This window comes from Jatrophihabitans sp. (assembly GCF_046262535.1).
GTDB lineage: Bacteria > Actinomycetota > Actinomycetes > Mycobacteriales > Jatrophihabitantaceae > Jatrophihabitans.
Window position 1 is genome coordinate 1 of record NZ_JBHEMO010000131.1, and the last position, 16824, is coordinate 16824.

Below are 16824 nucleotides of genomic sequence, written 5' to 3' on the forward strand. Positions count from 1 at the left end.
CATCGGCCATGATCTCGGGCCGCCGCGACCCGGCCATCGCGGCGTCCCCGCCCACGAGGTTCTGGACGGCGGCGGTCGCGATCAGCGTCCTGGGCCAGAGGCAGTTCGCGGCGATGCCGTCGTCGCGCCGCGACTCGGCCACGCCCAGCGTCAGCATCGTCATGGCGTACTTGCTGACGGTGTACGGCGCGTGGGCCGCCAGCCACTTCCGGTCCATGTTGAGCGGTGGCGACAGGGTGAGCACGTGTGCGTTGGCGGACTCGGCGAGGTGCGGTAGGGCGAGGCTGGTCAGCAGGAACGTGCCGCGGGCGTTGATGTCGAGCATCAGGTCGTAGCGCTTGGGCGGCAGGGCGCCGATGTTGGCGAGGTTGATCGCCGATGCGTTGTTGACGACCAGGTCGATGCCGCCGAAGCGGTCCACCGTCTTCGCGACAGCGCTCGCCACCGATTCGTCGTCCCGCACGTCGCCGAGGATGGGCAAGGCCTTGCCGCCGGCCGCTTCGATCTCCTCGGCCGCGGAGTGGATCGTGCCGGGCAGCCGCGGATCGGGCGTGTCGGTCTTCGCGATGATCGCGACGTTGGCGCCGTCCCGGGCGGCTCGCACGGCGATGGCGAGCCCGATACCGCGGCTGCCGCCGGACATGATCATCGTCTTGCCGGCCAGCGGCGCGCTCGAGGTCATCCGGCCATCCTGGCGTGCAGCGGAACGAGGCGCACCGGCAGGCCGTCCTTCGGCCTCGGAAGCGACACCCAGTCGAGCGGCATCCGATACCCGGGCGCCACCTCCAGACGGAAGCGCTGCAGCAACTGGTGCATGACGGCCTTGATCTCCAGCCCGCCGAAGTACATGCCGATGCACTTGTGCACGCCGTTGCCGAACGGCAGGTAGGCGTATCGGTGGACCTTGTCTTCCCGGCGGTCGGGTGCAAAACGCTCGGGGTCGAAGCGCTCGGGGTTCGGCCACAGTTCCTTCATGTGGTGGATGCCCCAGAGGTGGACCGCCAGGTAGGCGCCGGCGGGGACGTGGAAGCCGAGCAGCTCGGTGTCCCGGCTCGCCCGCCGGGGCACGCCGGGAACGGGCGTGACGAGCCGCATCGACTCCTTCATCACGAGGTCGAGCGACGCCAGCTTGTCGACATCGCCGTAGTCCAATGCGTCGCTACCGAGGGCCAGCGACTCCTGGCGGCAGCGCTCCTGCCACTCCGGGTAGCGGGCCAGGTAGTAGGCCATCGTCGTCAGCGTGATCGTCGACGTGTCGTGCGCGGCCATGAGCAGGAAGATCATGTGGTTGACGATGTCGTCATCGGTGAACTGCTCACCGTCATCCGTGCGGGCATGGCAGAGCGCGCTGAAGAGGTCCGTGCCCTCCGCCGCGCGATGTGCAGCGATCCGCGGACGCAGGTACTCCTCCAGCAGGCGGCGCCCGGCGAGCCCGCGGGTCCAGCGCAGACCCGGCAGGGGGACGCGGACGAAGGCGGTGGCGGCGCGGACGGAATCGGAGAACGCGGTGTTGACCCGCTGGGACTCGGCACCGATGTCATCGGCCATGAACGTCCGGGTGGCCAGGTCGAGGGTGAGCTGCTTTATCGCGGCATAGAACTGCAGCGCCCCCGGGCTCCACGCGTCGAGCCCACGCCCGATCGTCTCGTTCATCGGCGTCAAGTAGCCGGCGAGGCGCTCGGAGGTGAATGCCTCTTGCATGATGCGCCGGTGCCGATGGTGCTCGGCGCCGTCGAGGAGCATCAGGCCGCGTTTGAAGAAGGGGCCGATCAACAGCGACCAGCCGCTCGCGTCGAAGACCTTGTCGCGGTCCTGGAGCACCGCCCCGCAGGCGTCGGGACCCTCGACGTTGATCCAGCGCTGGCCGACGGCGTTCGTCCACGAGACCGCGCCGTAGCGGTCCCACCAGTCGTGCGAGGCGACCATGGTGCCCCGCGCGAACTTCAGGCTGTTGCCGATCAGCGGAAGGCCGGGTGACCCGGGCATCGACTTCAGGGTGCTCGGTCGCTGCTGGACGGTCATCGGATCACCTCGGTGGATTGCCTCCTGAGAGGTTCGACCCTAGTGTGATAACGACTGTTGTCAATCTGTCGGAAGGGCGGGTCTCGCCGTGGCGGTGACCGGGGCGTACCGCGGGGTATCCGCGGCGGATCGCCGAGCACAGCGACGGCAACTTCTCATCGAGACCGCCTTGGACTGCCTGCATGCCGATGGCCTGTCCGGCGTGAGCGTCCGCTCGGTGTGCGCCCGGGCGCGCCTGACGCCTCGCTATTTCTACGAGAACTTCGACGATCTCGACGAACTGCTGATGACCACCGTGGATTCGGTCGTCGACGAAGTGGCCGAGCGCTCCCTCGCCGCGCTTGCGGCCGCCCCTGACGAGTTGGCGGCCCAGGTGCGGGCCGCCATCGACGCGGGCTACGGCGTCGTGGCCACCGATGCCCGGAAGGCGAGCGCGCTGCTGGTGGCCGCGACCGGCCACGGACCGTTGCGGGAACGGCGGCACAAGCTGGTCACCGACTACGCGGACCTGATCATCGACGGCCTTCCGTTGCTCAGCGGCATGGGCCTCGGCCGGCGCCGCACGGCGCGGTCGACGGCGTTGTTCCTGATGGGCGGCGCGGCCGATGTCATCGAAGCCGTGCTGTCCGGCCGCTTGCGGATGTCACGGACCGAGGTGGTCACCCACCTCACGGCGATGTGGGTGTCGGTGCTGTCCGGAACGCCGACAGCAGATCCGGCGTGACCGCGTCGGCGATGACGAGCGACTCGGCGCCCTCGATGTCGGTCACTGCGTAGCTCTGCCGGCCGGCGGCCGTGGTGGCGGTCAAGGTGACGAGCCCGGCCCGGCGCTGGAAGTAGCTGCTGTGCAGGTTCCATCCGATGACCGCGGACGCGTCGAGCACGATCCGTCGCCGGACGAGTGAGCCGCCTCCGGCCACCAGATACCCGTCGGCCACCGCGTGGCCCAGGCTCCGGTAGCGGTCGGCGGCGAGTGGCACCGCGCCGATCAGGGCGAGGGCCGCGACGCCCAGGAGCCAGGCCGGGGCGCCGAGCAGCCACGCGCCGACCGCGCCGCCGCCGAACAGGGTGCTGGAGCTGAGGGCGCGCGCGAGCCGTCGGCGACGGGCCCGCGGGCCGTGCGCGCGCAGCACCGCGGTGACCGCGGGCGATCCGTCCAGCACCCGGGCCAACACGCCGGCCGCCTTATCCCGGGGCGCCGGCGGCAGCAGCACTTCACCGCCGCGCTCGGCGCCCCGTCCGGTTCGCAGGCCGGTGGCGATGGCGGTGGTCCGCGCGGCGCCCACCCAACGCAGCGGCAGCGGCTCGGCGAGCGCGCCGCCGACCAGCCGTCGCCGCTCGATGCTCGTCGCCCGGGTGGTCAGCAGGCCGCGGGTCACCTGCAGCGTGCCGCCGTCGTGCCGGACCAACCGGAAGTTCCAGAACGCCAGCAGGTACCCGACCGTGGAGGTCACTGCGACGAAGACGACCAGCGCGCCGGCCACCACCAGAACCTCGGTCGCCGTGGGCAGGCGGCGAAGCGTCGCCGAGATCGAACGCAGCGGCCCTGTGCGCAGGAGGTTGACGCCGGATTCGCCCTGCACGCGCCAGTAGAACCCCCAGATGACCAGGCCGGTCAGCACGCCGGAAAGGGTGAAGGGTGCGTATCTGATCCATCCCCGGTCCAGCACGGCAAGCTCGCTCGCATCGGCCTGCGGCGCGGTCATGTCGATGTCGACCCGGCGGTGGAGGAGGTCGTCGCGCAGAGCGGAGGCGACCGGCAGGGTCAGCCCGTCCAGGATGATCCGTCCCTCGCCCTTGCGGTCGTTCGTCCCGGTACCGATCACGACGCGGGCCAGACCCAGCAACCGGTGCAGCGGGTTGGCCGTGACGTCGACGGTCCGGATCCGGTCCCGCGAGGTGGTGATCGTCTTTCGGCGCAGCAGCCCGTGCCGCAGCTGGACCGAGTGGGCGGTGATCCGCAGGCGGGTGGTGAACCAGCGGGTCAGCGAGAACACCGCGATGACGCCCGTCGCGATGAGGCCCCAGTAGTTCTGCCCGTTCGCGCTGCCGGCCAGGAAGATACCGACCAGCGCGGGCAGCGCCCGTCCGAGCTCGACGACGGGGTGCACGAGCAGCATGCGGGGATGCAGCCGGTGCCACGTGGCGTCTTCGGCCCGCTCGACGGTCGTGGTCATGCGTGGGTCACGTGCCGTCGCCGCCACTGCGCTGGGCCCGCTCGGTGAGCCACGCGACGGTGCTGTCGGCGACGTCACGGTCCAGTGCGTGGATCTTGATCGGTCCGCGGGCCGACGCCGTGGTGACGGTGACGTTCGCGAGACCGAAGATCTGCTCCACGGGTCCGCGCTGGGTGTCGACGGTCTGCACGCGCGCGATCGGCGCGATCCGGCGCTCCTGGTTCCACCATCCGGATTGGGTGTAGACGGCGGTCTCGGTGATCTCCCAGCGGTGCACGCGGTAGCGCCACTGCGGCATCACGACGAGATGCGCCAACGCGAGTGCGACCGTCACCGAGACGACCGCTACCCGGGCGGTCTGGGAGATCCCGTCGTCGGACAGGATGAGCGTCTCGACGGCGCCGATGACGAGCCATCCGGGCAGCGCGCGAACCGACCAGTACGCGCGCGCTCGGCGGCTCACCAGATGGGCGGGTCGGCGGAGCTCTACCTCGATCACAGCTCCATAGTGTCCGCCGCCAGGATGTGCGGGCAGCGTCGGTGTGCGTCTTGTGCAGATGACAGTTGTCACCTGCCAGACTGCGCGGGTGGACGATCGGAACGTGCTCGGTGGGCCGCTCGACGAGTGCGGGACCGATCCGGTCACCGGCTTCTACCGTGACGGGTGTTGCACCAGCGGGCCTGACGACGTCGGAAGCCACACGGTCTGCGCGGTCGTGACCGGCGACTTCCTCGACCACCAGCGGCGCGTGGGCAACGACCTGTCGACCCCGCGTCCGGAATTCCGGTTCCCCGGGTTGCAGCCGGGGGACAGGTGGTGCGTCGTCGCGGCCCGCTGGCTGCAGGCCTACGAGGACGGGGCGGCCTGCCCCGTGGTGCTGGCGGCGACCAACGAGCGGGCGTTGCAGATCGTCCCGCTGGAGCTGCTCCGGGAGTTCGCGGTGGACGTTCCGTCCGATCCCGGCTGGTTGACCTGACGACGCCTCACGACCTCACCAGCCGCGTTGCCGCCACTCAGCGAGGTGCGGCCGCTCGGCGCCCAGCGTCGAGTCGTTGCCGTGGCCGGGATAGAACCAGGTCTCGTCCGGCAGCTCGGCGAAGAGACGCGTCTCGACGTCGTCGATGAGCGACCGGAAGCTCTCCGGCGACAAGGTGCGCCCGACGCCGCCGGGGAACAGCGAGTCGCCGGTGAACAGGTGGGGGACACCCTCGGGGTCGCGGTAGAGAACGGCGATGGATCCTGGGGTGTGCCCGCGCAGGCCGATGATCGACAGGGACGCGTCGCCGACGGTGATCTCCTCGCCGTGCTGCAAGCGCTCGTCCACGGCAACGGGTAACTCGTCGGCATCGTCGGCGCCGGCGTACACGGCCGCGCCGGCGAAGTCGACCGTCTCGGCCAGTGCCTGCCAGTGGTCGGCGTGTCGGTGCGTGGTGAGGACCGCCGACACCGGGTCGCCTTCGAACACGACGAGTTCGCGCAGCCGGTCGGCCTCGTTGGCCGCGTCGATGAGCAGACCCTCGTCGGTCTGGGTGCAGCGCAGCAGGTACGCGTTGTTGTTCATGCCGCCGACGGCCAGCTTGGCGATCGTCAGCCCGGGTAGCCGGCGGACGTCCATGGGGCCGCCGACCTCGACCTGGCCGGTGTAACTGTCGCTCATGGGTCTCGAAGCTACTAGCCGACCTCGTGATCAACAGATGGATACCGTCGATATTCGACGCGCGACGTCTGTTGATCACGCAGGGGGAGTCAGTCGAAGACGGGCTCGAACTCCTCGGTCGGCGGACCCGAGGTGAGGTCGACACGCGTGTCGGGCAGATCGCGCAGGACCGTGCCGACGTAGGACGCCACGGCGGCCGCCCGGCCGACATCGTGGTCACGCTGCTCGGACAGCAGCCAGCGGTGCTCGTTGATCTCGTGGAACAGCTCGGCGTCGGGCAGCTTCACGCGCAGCTCGGGCGGGACGAGGCCCAGCGTCCCGTAGAACTTCTGGTCGAGCCAGCGACGGGCGGCCGCGTCGTCGGAGACGCCGACCCCGGTGCCGGACTCCCATTTCGCCTTGAAGCGGGCGAGGTCGCCGAGCAGGTCGCGCGCCTGGTTCTCCTGCACCCGTAGCCCGCTCACCTCGAAGAGCCGCCGCTGATGGTGCCCGGCTTCCACGACCTGGGTGTCGATGTGCAGCCGCAGCCCGTCCGGCTCGGTCTTGATCGACAACTCCGACACGTCGAAGCCGAGTTCGTTGAGCCGCCGCAGCTGCGCGTTGATCCGGTAGTTCTCACCGCGGGGGACGACGACGTCGTCGGTCAGCTCGTCCCAGAGACTCTGGTACCGCGGCTGCAACGAGTGGACCGCCTCGAGGACGTCGAACTCCTCGTCGAGATAACCGGCGGCTTGCAGGTCGAACATCTCGCCGGCGATGTTCTCCGTCGCAATCTCCAGATCGTGGGAGCGCTGGCCGACCGACAGCCGCGCGTGCATCTCGCCCGTCTCCGCGTCGACGAGGTACGCGGCGAGCGCCCCCGCGTCCCGCCGGAAGAGTGTGTTCGACAGCGAACAGTCTCCCCAGTAGAAACCGGCCAGGTGCAGGCGCACGAACAGCCCGGCCAGCGCGTCGAGCAGCCGGGTACGCAGCCCCGGCAGGCTGCGGCCGGTGAACAGCGAGCGGTACGGCTGGGAGAACTGAAGGTGGCGGGTGATGAGCAGTCCGCCCAGCTCCTCGCCGTCGTCGGCCAACCGCTCGACGACCGTGGCGTACGCCTCGACCACCGGCACCGAGTGCTCCGCCAGCGCCCGCAGCAGGTTGTGCTCACGCAGCACGTACCGGTCGGTCGCCTCCTTCACTGCGAATACTTCGCCCGCGACCTCGACGAAGCGTACGAGGTGGCGCGAGATCCCGCGCGGGACGTGCACGATCAGGTCGTCGGGCCAGTCGGCGAGCGGAGAGTCGAAGGGCAGGCCGATGAGCTCGGTATTGGTGCCGACGGCCGTGAAGGCGTAGCTCCCCACGGCGCCAGCCTAGGGCCCGGGCGTCAGTCCAGGTCGAGCGACAGCAGGGCGTTCTCGACCACCTCGGCGAGCGCCGGATGGATCCAGTACTGGCCGCGGGCCATTTCACACACGCCCAGGCCGAAGCTCATCGCCTGGATCAGCGGCTGGATCAACGTCGACGCCTGCTCGCCCATGATGTGCGCACCGAGCAGCAGTCCGGTGGCGGGGTCGGCGATGAGCTTGCAGAGGCTTGTGGTGTCCTCCATCGCCCAGCCGTACGCCGTGCTGCCGTAGTTCTGCACGGTGGTGACGTACGGACGACCGCTCGCCTTGGCCTCCTGCTCGGTCAGGCCGACGGTGGCCAGCTGCGGATGGGTGAAGACGGCGGACGGTACGAAGCGATGGTCCGAAACCACCAGGTCGTCCGGGTGGGCGAGGTTGTGGGCCACCGTCCGTTCCTCGTGGTTCGCGACGTGCTTGAGCTGGTAGTCCGACGAGGCGTCGCCGAGTGCCCAGATGCCGGGCGCCGAGGTGCGCTGGTGGGCGTCGACGACGATGCGCCCGTCCGGGTGCGACTTGACCCCGGCGGCGCCCAGGTTGAGCCGGTCGCCGTTGGGCACCCGTCCTGTCGCGACCAGGAGAACGTCGCCCTGCACCGAGGCGCCGTCGGTCAGCTCGACGGTGATCTCGCCGCCGGCCTGCGATATCGCGGTCGCCTCGACGTGCTCGCGCAGGTGCCACCGGCCGCGGACGAGATCGGTGAAGTGCGACGTGATCTCGTCGTCCAGATGGCGCAGTAGGGTGCTGCGCGCCAGCACGGTGGTGTGCACCCCGAACGACGAGAAGACGTGGGCGAATTCTGCCGCGATGTACCCGCCACCGAGCACGACGAGCCGCTCGGGCAGCTCGTCCAGCCGCATGATCGTGTCGGAAGTGTGGAACGGGACGCCGCTGTCGGCCACCACGTCGGGAACCGTTGCGCTCGTTCCCGTGGCCAGCACGATGTCGTCGGCCGTGAGCGTTTCGCCGGTCGACAGCTGGAGCGTCTTCGGGCCGGCGAACTCCGCGTGCGCCTCGAACAACGTCACGTTGGGGGAGCCGGTCCTTCGGTACTCGCGGCCGCCTTCGGAGATCGGGTCGATCCGGCCGAAGACCCGGTCGCGGACAGCCGGCCAGTCGGGCTGCGGCGCCGGGCCGTGCAGGCCGAGGCGCTGCCATTCGCCGGCGTTGTGGGCCAGGTCGGCGGGGTAGACGAACATCTTCGTCGGGATGCAGCCTACGTTGATGCACGTGCCGCCGAAGATCCCCTCTTCGACGATGGCGATCTGCCGGTCCTGCAGATCGGGGGTGACGATCGAGTTCCCCGAGCCGGAACCGATGATCACCAGGTCGAAGTGCATCACGGACCGAACGATACGGCCCAGCCCGGTCACCAGCGAGCGACCGCCTCGGCCATCAGGTCGCCGAAGAGATGGTCGAACTCGGGCGTGTCCAGGCCGCGGCCGGCGAACCAGCGGCAGACGTTCGTGCAGTCCCGCTCGAGGAACGTCGCCCCCTGCGGGTTCTCGAAGATGTCGACGATCTGTGGGACGTCGATCATCACCAGCCGGCCGTCGTGCACCAGCAGGTTGTAGGCGGAGAGGTCGCCGTGCGCCCAGCCGGCGCGCGCGAGCAGGCGCATGGCGTCGACGCACTGGGTGAAGAGGTCGCTCAGTTCGGCCGGCCCTGGCCGGCACTGAGCGAGTCGCGGTGCCGCGGTTCCGTCCGGCTCGCCGATGAACTCCATCATCAGTTCGGTCCCGTTGAGCTGAACGGGATAGGGGACGGGTGCGCCCTCGCGCCAGAGGCGCCCGAGCGCGCTGAACTCGGCCATCGACCACTGTCCGGTGGCGAGGTCGCGCCCGTACGCGGTGCGCTTGGCCATAGCGCGGGTATCGCGGGTGCGGCGGGTACGGCGGCCCTCCTGATAGCCGGCGTCCCGGTGGAAGAGCCGGTTGTCGGCGCCGCGGTAGCGCTTGGCGGCGAGCAGGCAGTCGGGCCCGTCCGGCACGCCGCGGTGGACAAGGTGGACGTCGGCCTCCTTGCCCGTCTTCAGGACGCCGAGTTCGGTATCGAGGGCGTTCAGGTCGGTGACGACCCAGTCGGGGCGCGGTTCGGGGCCGTGCTGGGCGGTGTCCCAGCTGGAGAACGGAGGTTCGTCGAAGGACTGGTCGTCGGTCAGGTCGTACTCGTGCACTGAGGATCTCCTCGGCGGGCGCGCGACCGCCGCGAGTCGGGGTCAGCGCGAAAGCGGATGGGCGGGCACTGGCGAGAGGCACACCCGGGCAACGGTTGACGACATCCGGACACCTCCTCGATCCATCCGCCGGCCGATCCGACGTGGTCCGTCCAGTGTCAGCGGCGCGGTCAACCGCATTTCCGGCGCGCAGATAACCTTCAGGCGTGCTGCGACTCTCCACCCTGTTCCTGCGGACCCTGCGCGACGACCCGGCCGACGCCGAGGTCCCGAGCCATAAGCTGTTGGTGCGCGCCGGCTACGTGCGCCGCGTCGCGCCCGGCATCTACTCCTGGCTGCCGCTCGGGGTCATCGTCCAGAACAACGTCGCGCAGATCGTGCGTGAGGAGATGAACCGGATCGGCTCGCAGGAGGTCCATTTCCCGGCGCTGATCCCGCGGGAGATCTTCGAGGCGAGCGGTCGCTGGTCGGACTACGGCGACACCCTGTTCCGGCTAAAGGACCGCAAGGACGTCGATTACCTGCTGGCGCCGACGCACGAGGAGTTGTTCACGCTGCTGGTCAAGGGCGAGTACTCGTCGTACAAGGACTACCCGCTGTCGCTGTACCAGATCCAGACCAAGTACCGCGACGAGGCGCGGCCGCGGGCCGGCGTGCTGCGCGGGCGCGAGTTCGTCATGAAGGACTCGTACTCCTTCGATCTCTCGCACGAGGGGTTGGAGAGGTCCTACCGCGCCCACCGCGACGCCTACGAGCGCATCTTCAGCCGGTTGGGCTTCGACTACCGCATCGTGTTCGCGGTTTCCGGTGCGATGGGCGGCTCGGCGTCCGAGGAATTCCTCGCGCCGGCCCCGTCCGGCGAGGACACGTTCGTCCAGTGCACCAACTGCGACTACGCCGCCAACACCGAGGCGGTGGAGATCGCGGCACCCGAGCCGCACGATCCCACCGACCATCCGCCGCAGGAGGTGCTCGACACCCCCGACACGCCGACGATCGACACCCTCGTAGAGCGCATGCGCGAACTCGGGCACGACACGACGGCCGCGGGCACGCTCAAGAACGTGGTGTTGCGCACCCACACCCCTGGTACGGACGGCTGGGAACTCCTCGTCGTCGGCGTACCGGGCGATCGCGAGGTCGATCTCAAGCGGCTCGGCGGCCAGTTCGAGCCCGTCGTGGTCGAGCAGGCCGGGCCCGATGACCTGGCGACCCAGCCGGGACTGGTGAAGGGTTACATCGGGCCGCGGGTGCTCGCCGACCTCAAGGTGCGTTACCTCGTCGACCCGCTCGTCGTCGAAGGCAGCGCCTGGGTGACCGGGGCCGACGAGGACGGCAAGCACGCCGCGTACGTGGTCCGGGGGCGCGATTTCACGCCGGACGGCGAGATCGGCGCCGTCGAGATCCGCGACGGCGACCGGTGCGCCAAGTGCGGGTCGCCCCTGGAGATCGCCCGGGGGATCGAACTCGGCCACGTGTTCCAGCTCGGGGAGAAGTACGCGAAGACGTTCGGCCTCACCGCGCTGGACCAGAACGGCAAGCCGGTCACCGTGACGATGGGGTCCTACGGCGTCGGCGTCACCCGCGCGGTGGCGGCCCTGGCCGAGCAGACCTACGACGAGAAGGGCCTGTGCTGGCCGCGCAGCGTCGCTCCGGCGGACGTCCATCTCGTCGCCACTGGCAAGGACGACGCGATCTTCGCCGCCGCCGAGGGGCTGGCCGCCGAACTCGAGGCCGGCGGCGCGCGGGTCATGTACGACGACCGGCGCGGCGTCTCGCCCGGCGTGAAGTTCAAGGACGCCGAGCTGATCGGCGTACCCACGATCGTCATCATCGGGAAGAACCTCGCCGACGGGGTGGTCGAGCTGCGCAACCGGCGTACCGACGAGCGGCGCGACGTACCGGTCGGCGGCGCGGCGGATGTGATCCTCACGGAGGTTCGCGACTGATGCCGACGGTCGCGCCGTACGGATCGTGGGTCTCGCCCGTCACGGCCGATGCGGTCGCCGACGGCGGCCACCCCGTCAGTGACGCCGGGTTCGTCGGCACGGATGTCTGGTGGCTCGAGGCGCGGCCGGCCGAAGGCGGCCGGTACGCCGTGCGGCGCGCTGGCACGGACGGGCCGCAGGATGTGCTCGCCGCGCCGTGGAACTCCCGGACCCGGGTGCACGAGTACGGCGGGGGCGCGTGGACAGCCACGCCCGACGGGGTGCTCATCTTCGCCGAGTTCACCGACCAGCGGCTGTACCGCGTCGACGAGCCCGGCGGCCGCCCGGTCCCCCTGACGCCCGACCCGCCCGATCCCGGCGCCTGGCGGTATGCGGAGTTGCAGATCCTCCGGCCGGGCGAGATCTGGTGTGTCCGGGAGCGGCACGCCGACGACGGAGCGATCCGCCGTGACATCGCGGTCGTCCCGATCGATGGCTCGGCCGCCGACGACGAGTCGGCGATCCGTTCGGTGGTCGCCGGCTCGCACTTCCTGGCCGCCCCGCGGCTCGCGCCGGACGGCGGCCGTCTGGCCTGGATCGCCTGGGAACACCCGCAGATGCCCTGGGACGGCACCGAACTACGCGTCGCGGACCTCGGCCCTGACGGCACCTGCGGGCCGTCCCGGACCCTGTTGGGTTCCAGAACCGAATCGGTGCTGCAGCCGGAATGGGCCGACGACGCCACCCTGTGGGCGTTGAGTGACCGCAGCGGCTACTGGAACGTCCATCGAGTGCCGGTCGACGGCGCGGCCGCTGACGTGGTCGGCGCGCTGGACGAGGAGATCGGCGGCCCGATGTGGACGCTCGGCTCCCGGTGGTACCTCCCGCTGGACGACGGCCGGCTGGTGGTCGGGCGCACGTCCGGGACCGACACGTTGAGCTCCCTCGACCCGGCCTCCGGTCGCTACGAGGACATCGACTTGCACGGCGCGACGGCGGTCACCCTGTTCGCGGTCGCGGATGACCGGCTGCTCCTGTCCAGCGCCGGAGCCCACACGCCCACTGGGCTGCGGATGATCGGGCTCGCGTCCGGCAACTCGACGGTGGTCCGGCTGAATGCGGAGACGGTTCCCGACCCGGCCTACCAGCCGGCCGCCCGGCAGATGACGTTCTCCGGCGCGGGCGGGCGCGAGGTGCACGCCGTCGTCTACCCGCCCCGCAATCCGGACTACGTCGCGCCCGACGGCGAGTTGCCCCCGTTCATCGCCTGGGTGCACGGCGGTCCGACCGCGCAGACGGTCCCGCGCCTGACCGACGCCATCGTGTACTGGACCAGCCGCGGCATCGGTGTCATCGACGTCAACTACGGCGGCTCGACGGGGTACGGGCGCGAGTACCGCGACCGATTGCTCGGCCAATGGGGAGTGGTCGACGTCGAAGACACCGTCGCCGCCATCACCGGGCTGGCCGATGCCGGGCTGGCCGATCCGGCCCGGCTCACGATCGAGGGCGGCTCAGCCGGAGGTTGGACGGTGCTGGCCGCGCTCACCACGACCGACGTCTTCGCATGCGGCGTCTCGCACTTCGGCGTCGCCGAACTCGTCGAGTTCGTCAAGGAGACCCATGACTTCGAGTCCCGCTACATCGACGGGCTCATCGGCCCCCTGCCGGAGGCCGCGGCCCTGTATGCCGAGCGGGCGCCTCTGAATCACGTCGACGGGTTGTCCTGCCCCGTGCTGCTGTTGCAAGGACTCGACGATCCGATCGTGCCGCCGGCGCAGGCGGAACGCTTCCGTGACGCCATGGTGGTGAAGGGCATCCCGCACGCCTACCGCGCCTACGAGGGCGAGTCGCACGGCTTCCGGAGGCGGGAGACCGTGGTCGACGCCCTGGAGTCGGCGCTGTCGTTCTACGGGCAGATCCTCGGGTTCGAGCCGCCGGGGGTGCCCGTCCTGCCGTTGTGGCGACCGTGACGCCGAAGGCGCTGAGCGAGATCGTCGAGGCGGGGTGGGCCGAGGCGCTCGCCCCGGTCGCCGACAAGATCGCGGCGATGGGCGAATTCCTCCGGGCCGAGCTCGCGGCCGGGCGCACTTATCTGCCCGCCGGCGACAACATCCTGCGGGCCTTCACCCAACCGTTCGCCGACGTGCGGGTGCTCATCGTCGGCCAGGATCCCTACCCGACGCCGGGGCACCCGATCGGGTTGTCGTTCGCGGTCGAACGGGACGTCCGGCCGATCCCGCGCAGCTTGCAGAACATCTACCGCGAGCTGCACAGCGACCTCGGCGCGACCCCGCCCGAGCACGGTGACCTGACCCGCTGGACCGAGCACGGCGTCCTGCTGCTGAACCGCTGCCTCACGGTCGCGCCCGGCGCGTCGGCCGCCCACCGCGGCAAGGGCTGGGAGGCGGTCACCGACCAGGCGATCCGCGCGCTCGTCGGCCGCCGCACCCCGCTGGTCGCCATCCTGTGGGGACGCGACGCGCAGACGTTGCGCCCGATGCTCGGCTCGACGCCGGCCATCGAGTCGGCCCACCCCAGCCCGATGTCGGCCGACCGGGGGTTCTTCGGCTCGAAGCCGTTCAGCCGGGCGAATGCGCTGCTGGTCGAGCAGGGCGCCGACCCGGTCGACTGGTCACTGGACTGACGCGCGCACGCCGTCCGTCGATCACGTTTTCGTCGCTGGGCGCCGTTGCGGACGCCGAGCAGCGTCGCTGTCGGAGGAAAACCTGATCGGCACGGGGAGTGTCCGACGGGCGGCTGCGGCGGCCGACCTGGTGCGCGCGCTCAGGTCGCGAGACGGGACGGGAAGCCGCCGGTGGCGATCGGGCCCCAACGGCTGGGGGTGATGCGAATCAAGCACTTGCCCTGGTCCCGCATCGCCTGCCGGTACTCGTCCCAGTCGGAGTGCTCGCCGCTGATGCTGCGGAAGTACTCGACGAGCGGTTCCAGTGCCTCCGGGAGGTCGAGCACCTCGGCCGTCCCGTCGACCTGCACCCAGGCGCCGCCGAAGTCGTCGGACAGGACGAGGACGGAGCACTCGGCCGCGCGTCGCAGGTTGGCCACCTTGGCCCGCTCGGGGTAGCTGGCGACGACGATCCGGCCCGAGCCGTCGACGCCCGCGGTCACCGGCGAGAGCTGCGCCGACCCGTCCCGGCGCCGGGTGAGCAGGATCATGTGGTGGCGGGAACGAACGAAGTCCAGCAGGGCGTTGAGGTCAACGGCCGTATTTGTGGCGACGGTGCGCGGCATTTCCTCATCCTTCCCCGTAGGCCTGCCGTTGTCCGACTCGGTCATTAGGCTGGGCTCAGCCCATCGGCACCTGCTCCGTCCGTCCTCCAGCGAGAGACCCCTGCGTGAACGACCGTTCCAGCGATCGACTGATCGTCCGAGGCGCCCGCGAGCACAACCTCAAGGACGTCAACCTCGACCTACCCCGCGACGCCATGATCGTCTTCACCGGGCTGTCCGGATCGGGTAAGTCCAGCCTGGCCTTCGACACCATCTTCGCCGAGGGCCAGCGCCGCTACGTCGAGTCGCTGTCGGCCTACGCCCGCCAGTTCCTCGGGCAGATGGACAAGCCGGATGTCGACTTCATCGAGGGGCTCTCGCCCGCGGTCTCGATCGACCAGAAGTCGACGTCGAAGAACCCGCGCTCGACGGTCGGAACGATCACCGAGGTCTACGACTACCTCCGCCTGCTCTGGGCCCGTATCGGTCGGCCGCACTGCCCGATCTGTGGCGAGCCGATCGCCAAGCAGACCCCTCAGCAGATCGTCGACCGCATCCTCGAGATGCCCGAGGGCACCCGCTTCCAGGTCCTGGCGCCGGTCATCCGCGAGCGCAAGGGCGAGTACACGGACCTGCTCGCCGACCTGCAGGCCAAGGGGTACGCGCGGGCCCGGATCGACGGGGTCGTGCACTCGCTGACCGACCCGCCCAAGCTGAAGAAGCAGGAGAAGCACACCATCGAGGCGGTCGTCGACCGCCTGTCGGCCAAACCGTCGAGCAAGCAGCGGATCACCGACTCGGTCGAGACCGGGCTGGGGCTCGCCGGCGGCGTCGTGATCCTCGACTTCGTCGACCTGCCCGAGGACGACCCGCACCGCGAGCGGCGCTACTCGGAGCGGCTGGCCTGCCCGAACGACCACCCACTGGCCATCGACGAACTCGAGCCGCGGTCCTTCTCGTTCAACTCCCCGTTCGGGGCGTGCCCGGTGTGCACCGGCCTGGGCACCCGCCAGGAGGTCGACCCCGAGCTCGTCGTTCCCGATCCGGAGAGCAGCCTGGCCGACGGTGCGATCGCCCCGTGGTCGAGCGGGCAGACGAGTGAGTACTTCCTGCGGTTGCTACAGGGGGTCGCTGACGCCGTCGGTTTCAAGCTGAGCACGCCGTGGGACAAGCTGCCGGCCCGGGCCCAGAAGGCGGTTCTGTACGGGCTGGACGACCAGGTGCACGTCAGCTACCGCAACCGGTACGGCCGTGACCGCTCGTACTACGCCAACTTCGAAGGCGTCGTCCCGTGGATCGAACGGCGCTACGCCGAGACCGACAGCGACTACTCGCGCGACAAGTACGAGGGTTTCATGCGCGAGGTCCCGTGCCCGACCTGTGAGGGCACGCGGCTCAAGCCGGAGATCCTGGCCGTCACCGTCGAGGGCCGCTCGATCGCCGAGGTATCGGCGCTGTCGATCGGCGACGCGGCCGAGTGGCTGCAGAAGTTGACGCTGTCCGACCGCGATCACCTGATCGGTGAGCGGGTTCTCAAGGAGATCAATGCGCGGCTCGGCTTCCTGGTCGACGTCGGCCTGCACTACCTGTCGCTCGACCGGGCCGCGGCCACGCTCGCGGGTGGCGAGGCGCAGCGCATCCGGCTGGCCACCCAGATCGGCTCGGGGCTCGTCGGCGTGCTGTACGTGCTCGACGAGCCGTCCATCGGCCTGCACCAGCGCGACAACCACCGGCTCATCGAGACCCTGCAGCGCCTGAAGAATCTCGGCAACACGCTGATCGTGGTCGAGCACGACGAGGACACCATCCGCACCGCCGACTGGGTGGTCGACATCGGTCCGTACGCCGGCGAGCACGGCGGGCGCATCGTCGTCAGCGGCACGGTCGACGACCTGCGCAACTGCGAGGACTCGATCACCGGCGCCTACCTGTCCGGCCGCCGCGAGATCCCCGTCCCACCGCTGCGCCGCCCGCCGCAGCGGGGGCGCGAGGTCGTCGTCGAGGGCGCCCGCGAGCACAATCTCCGCAATGTCGACGTCGCGTTCCCGCTCGGCTGCTTCGTCGCCGTCACCGGGGTCAGCGGCTCGGGCAAATCGAGTCTCGTCAACGACATCCTGTACGCCTCGCTGGCCAATAAGATCAACGGCGCGAAGCTGCCGCCCGGCCGGCACAAACGGGTCCGCGGCGTCGAGCAGCTCGACAAGGTCGTCGGCGTCGACCAGTCGCCGATCGGGCGCACGCCGC

15 protein-coding genes are annotated in these 16824 nt (G+C 70.1%); 6 read left to right on the forward strand and 9 right to left on the reverse strand.

What is annotated here, in order from left to right:
• Both ABR571_RS17170 and ABR571_RS17175 read right to left on the reverse strand, forming a co-directional pair.
• On the reverse strand, positions 1-682 hold a 682-nt coding region (locus ABR571_RS17170; protein WP_409454427.1), incomplete at its 3' end, for an SDR family oxidoreductase.
• Positions 679-2022, reverse strand: coding sequence for a cytochrome P450 (locus ABR571_RS17175; RefSeq protein ID WP_409454428.1), 1344 nt, complete (start codon positions 2020-2022; stop codon positions 679-681). The genes ABR571_RS17170 and ABR571_RS17175, both read right to left, overlap by 4 nt.
• A gap of 202 nt (positions 2023-2224) precedes the next feature.
• Between ABR571_RS17175 and ABR571_RS17180 the strand changes: the two genes are divergently transcribed.
• Positions 2225-2746, forward strand: a complete 522-nt coding sequence (locus ABR571_RS17180) for a TetR/AcrR family transcriptional regulator (RefSeq protein WP_409454429.1) — start codon at positions 2225-2227, stop codon at positions 2744-2746.
• On the opposite strand, the gene ABR571_RS17185 is transcribed toward ABR571_RS17180, so the two are convergent.
• Together ABR571_RS17185 and ABR571_RS17190 are read right to left on the reverse strand one after the other, a co-directional pair.
• The gene (locus ABR571_RS17185; protein ID WP_409454430.1) at positions 2691-4199 is read right to left on the reverse strand and encodes a PH domain-containing protein; all 1509 of its coding nucleotides are present in this window, start codon (positions 4197-4199) and stop codon (positions 2691-2693) included. The genes ABR571_RS17180 and ABR571_RS17185 overlap by 56 nt on opposite strands.
• 7 nt (positions 4200-4206) lie before the next feature.
• Complete coding sequence (locus ABR571_RS17190) at positions 4207-4698, reverse strand: PH domain-containing protein (RefSeq protein WP_409454431.1); 492 nt, start codon at positions 4696-4698, stop codon at positions 4207-4209.
• 88 nt (positions 4699-4786) lie between these two features.
• On the opposite strand from ABR571_RS17190, the gene ABR571_RS17195 reads away from it, so the two are divergent.
• Entirely contained in the window at positions 4787-5176 is a 390-nt protein-coding gene (locus ABR571_RS17195) for a DUF2237 family protein (RefSeq protein ID WP_409454432.1), read from the forward strand.
• 15 nt (positions 5177-5191) lie between these two features.
• Here ABR571_RS17195 and ABR571_RS17200 read toward each other — a convergent pair whose 3' ends face one another.
• The 4 genes from ABR571_RS17200 to ABR571_RS17215 all read right to left on the reverse strand — a co-directional run bounded on the left by ABR571_RS17200 (position 5192) and on the right by ABR571_RS17215 (position 9421).
• Positions 5192-5857: an MBL fold metallo-hydrolase gene (locus ABR571_RS17200; protein ID WP_409454433.1), complete on the reverse strand. Its 666-nt coding sequence runs from the start codon at positions 5855-5857 to the stop codon at positions 5192-5194.
• A gap of 89 nt (positions 5858-5946) precedes the next feature.
• Positions 5947-7203 carry a DUF4032 domain-containing protein gene (locus tag ABR571_RS17205; protein ID WP_409454434.1) on the reverse strand — a complete coding sequence of 419 codons (1257 nt, stop codon included), beginning with the start codon at positions 7201-7203 and terminating at the stop codon, positions 5947-5949.
• Between the two features lie 23 nt (positions 7204-7226).
• On the reverse strand, positions 7227-8588 hold the full coding sequence (locus ABR571_RS17210) for a mycothione reductase (RefSeq protein WP_409454435.1): 1362 nt from the start codon (positions 8586-8588) through the stop codon (positions 7227-7229).
• Positions 8589-8614: 26 nt separating this feature from the next.
• A complete protein-coding gene (locus ABR571_RS17215) occupies positions 8615-9421 on the reverse strand; it encodes a serine protein kinase RIO (RefSeq protein ID WP_409454436.1) in 807 nt (268 codons plus the stop codon).
• 206 nt (positions 9422-9627) lie between these two features.
• Between ABR571_RS17215 and ABR571_RS17220 the strand changes: the two genes are divergently transcribed.
• The 3 genes from ABR571_RS17220 to ABR571_RS17230 are packed head-to-tail and all read left to right on the forward strand — an operon-like array spanning position 9628 to position 13996.
• Positions 9628-11370, forward strand: a complete 1743-nt coding sequence (locus ABR571_RS17220; RefSeq protein WP_409454437.1) for a proline--tRNA ligase — start codon at positions 9628-9630, stop codon at positions 11368-11370.
• Positions 11370-13322, forward strand: coding sequence for a S9 family peptidase (locus ABR571_RS17225; RefSeq protein ID WP_409454438.1), 1953 nt, complete (start codon positions 11370-11372; stop codon positions 13320-13322). The genes ABR571_RS17220 and ABR571_RS17225 overlap by 1 nt, the downstream gene beginning before the upstream one ends.
• The gene (locus tag ABR571_RS17230; RefSeq protein WP_409454441.1) at positions 13319-13996 is read left to right on the forward strand and encodes a uracil-DNA glycosylase; all 678 of its coding nucleotides are present in this window, start codon (positions 13319-13321) and stop codon (positions 13994-13996) included. Before ABR571_RS17225 ends, ABR571_RS17230 begins: the two co-directional genes overlap by 4 nt.
• 140 nt (positions 13997-14136) lie before the next feature.
• On the opposite strand, the gene ABR571_RS17235 is transcribed toward ABR571_RS17230, so the two are convergent.
• Positions 14137-14601: a PPOX class F420-dependent oxidoreductase gene (locus ABR571_RS17235; protein ID WP_409454439.1), complete on the reverse strand. Its 465-nt coding sequence runs from the start codon at positions 14599-14601 to the stop codon at positions 14137-14139.
• A gap of 104 nt (positions 14602-14705) precedes the next feature.
• On the opposite strand from ABR571_RS17235, the gene uvrA reads away from it, so the two are divergent.
• Positions 14706-16824: excinuclease ABC subunit UvrA (gene uvrA, locus ABR571_RS17240; RefSeq protein WP_409454440.1), on the forward strand; the 2119-nt coding region annotated here is incomplete at its 3' end.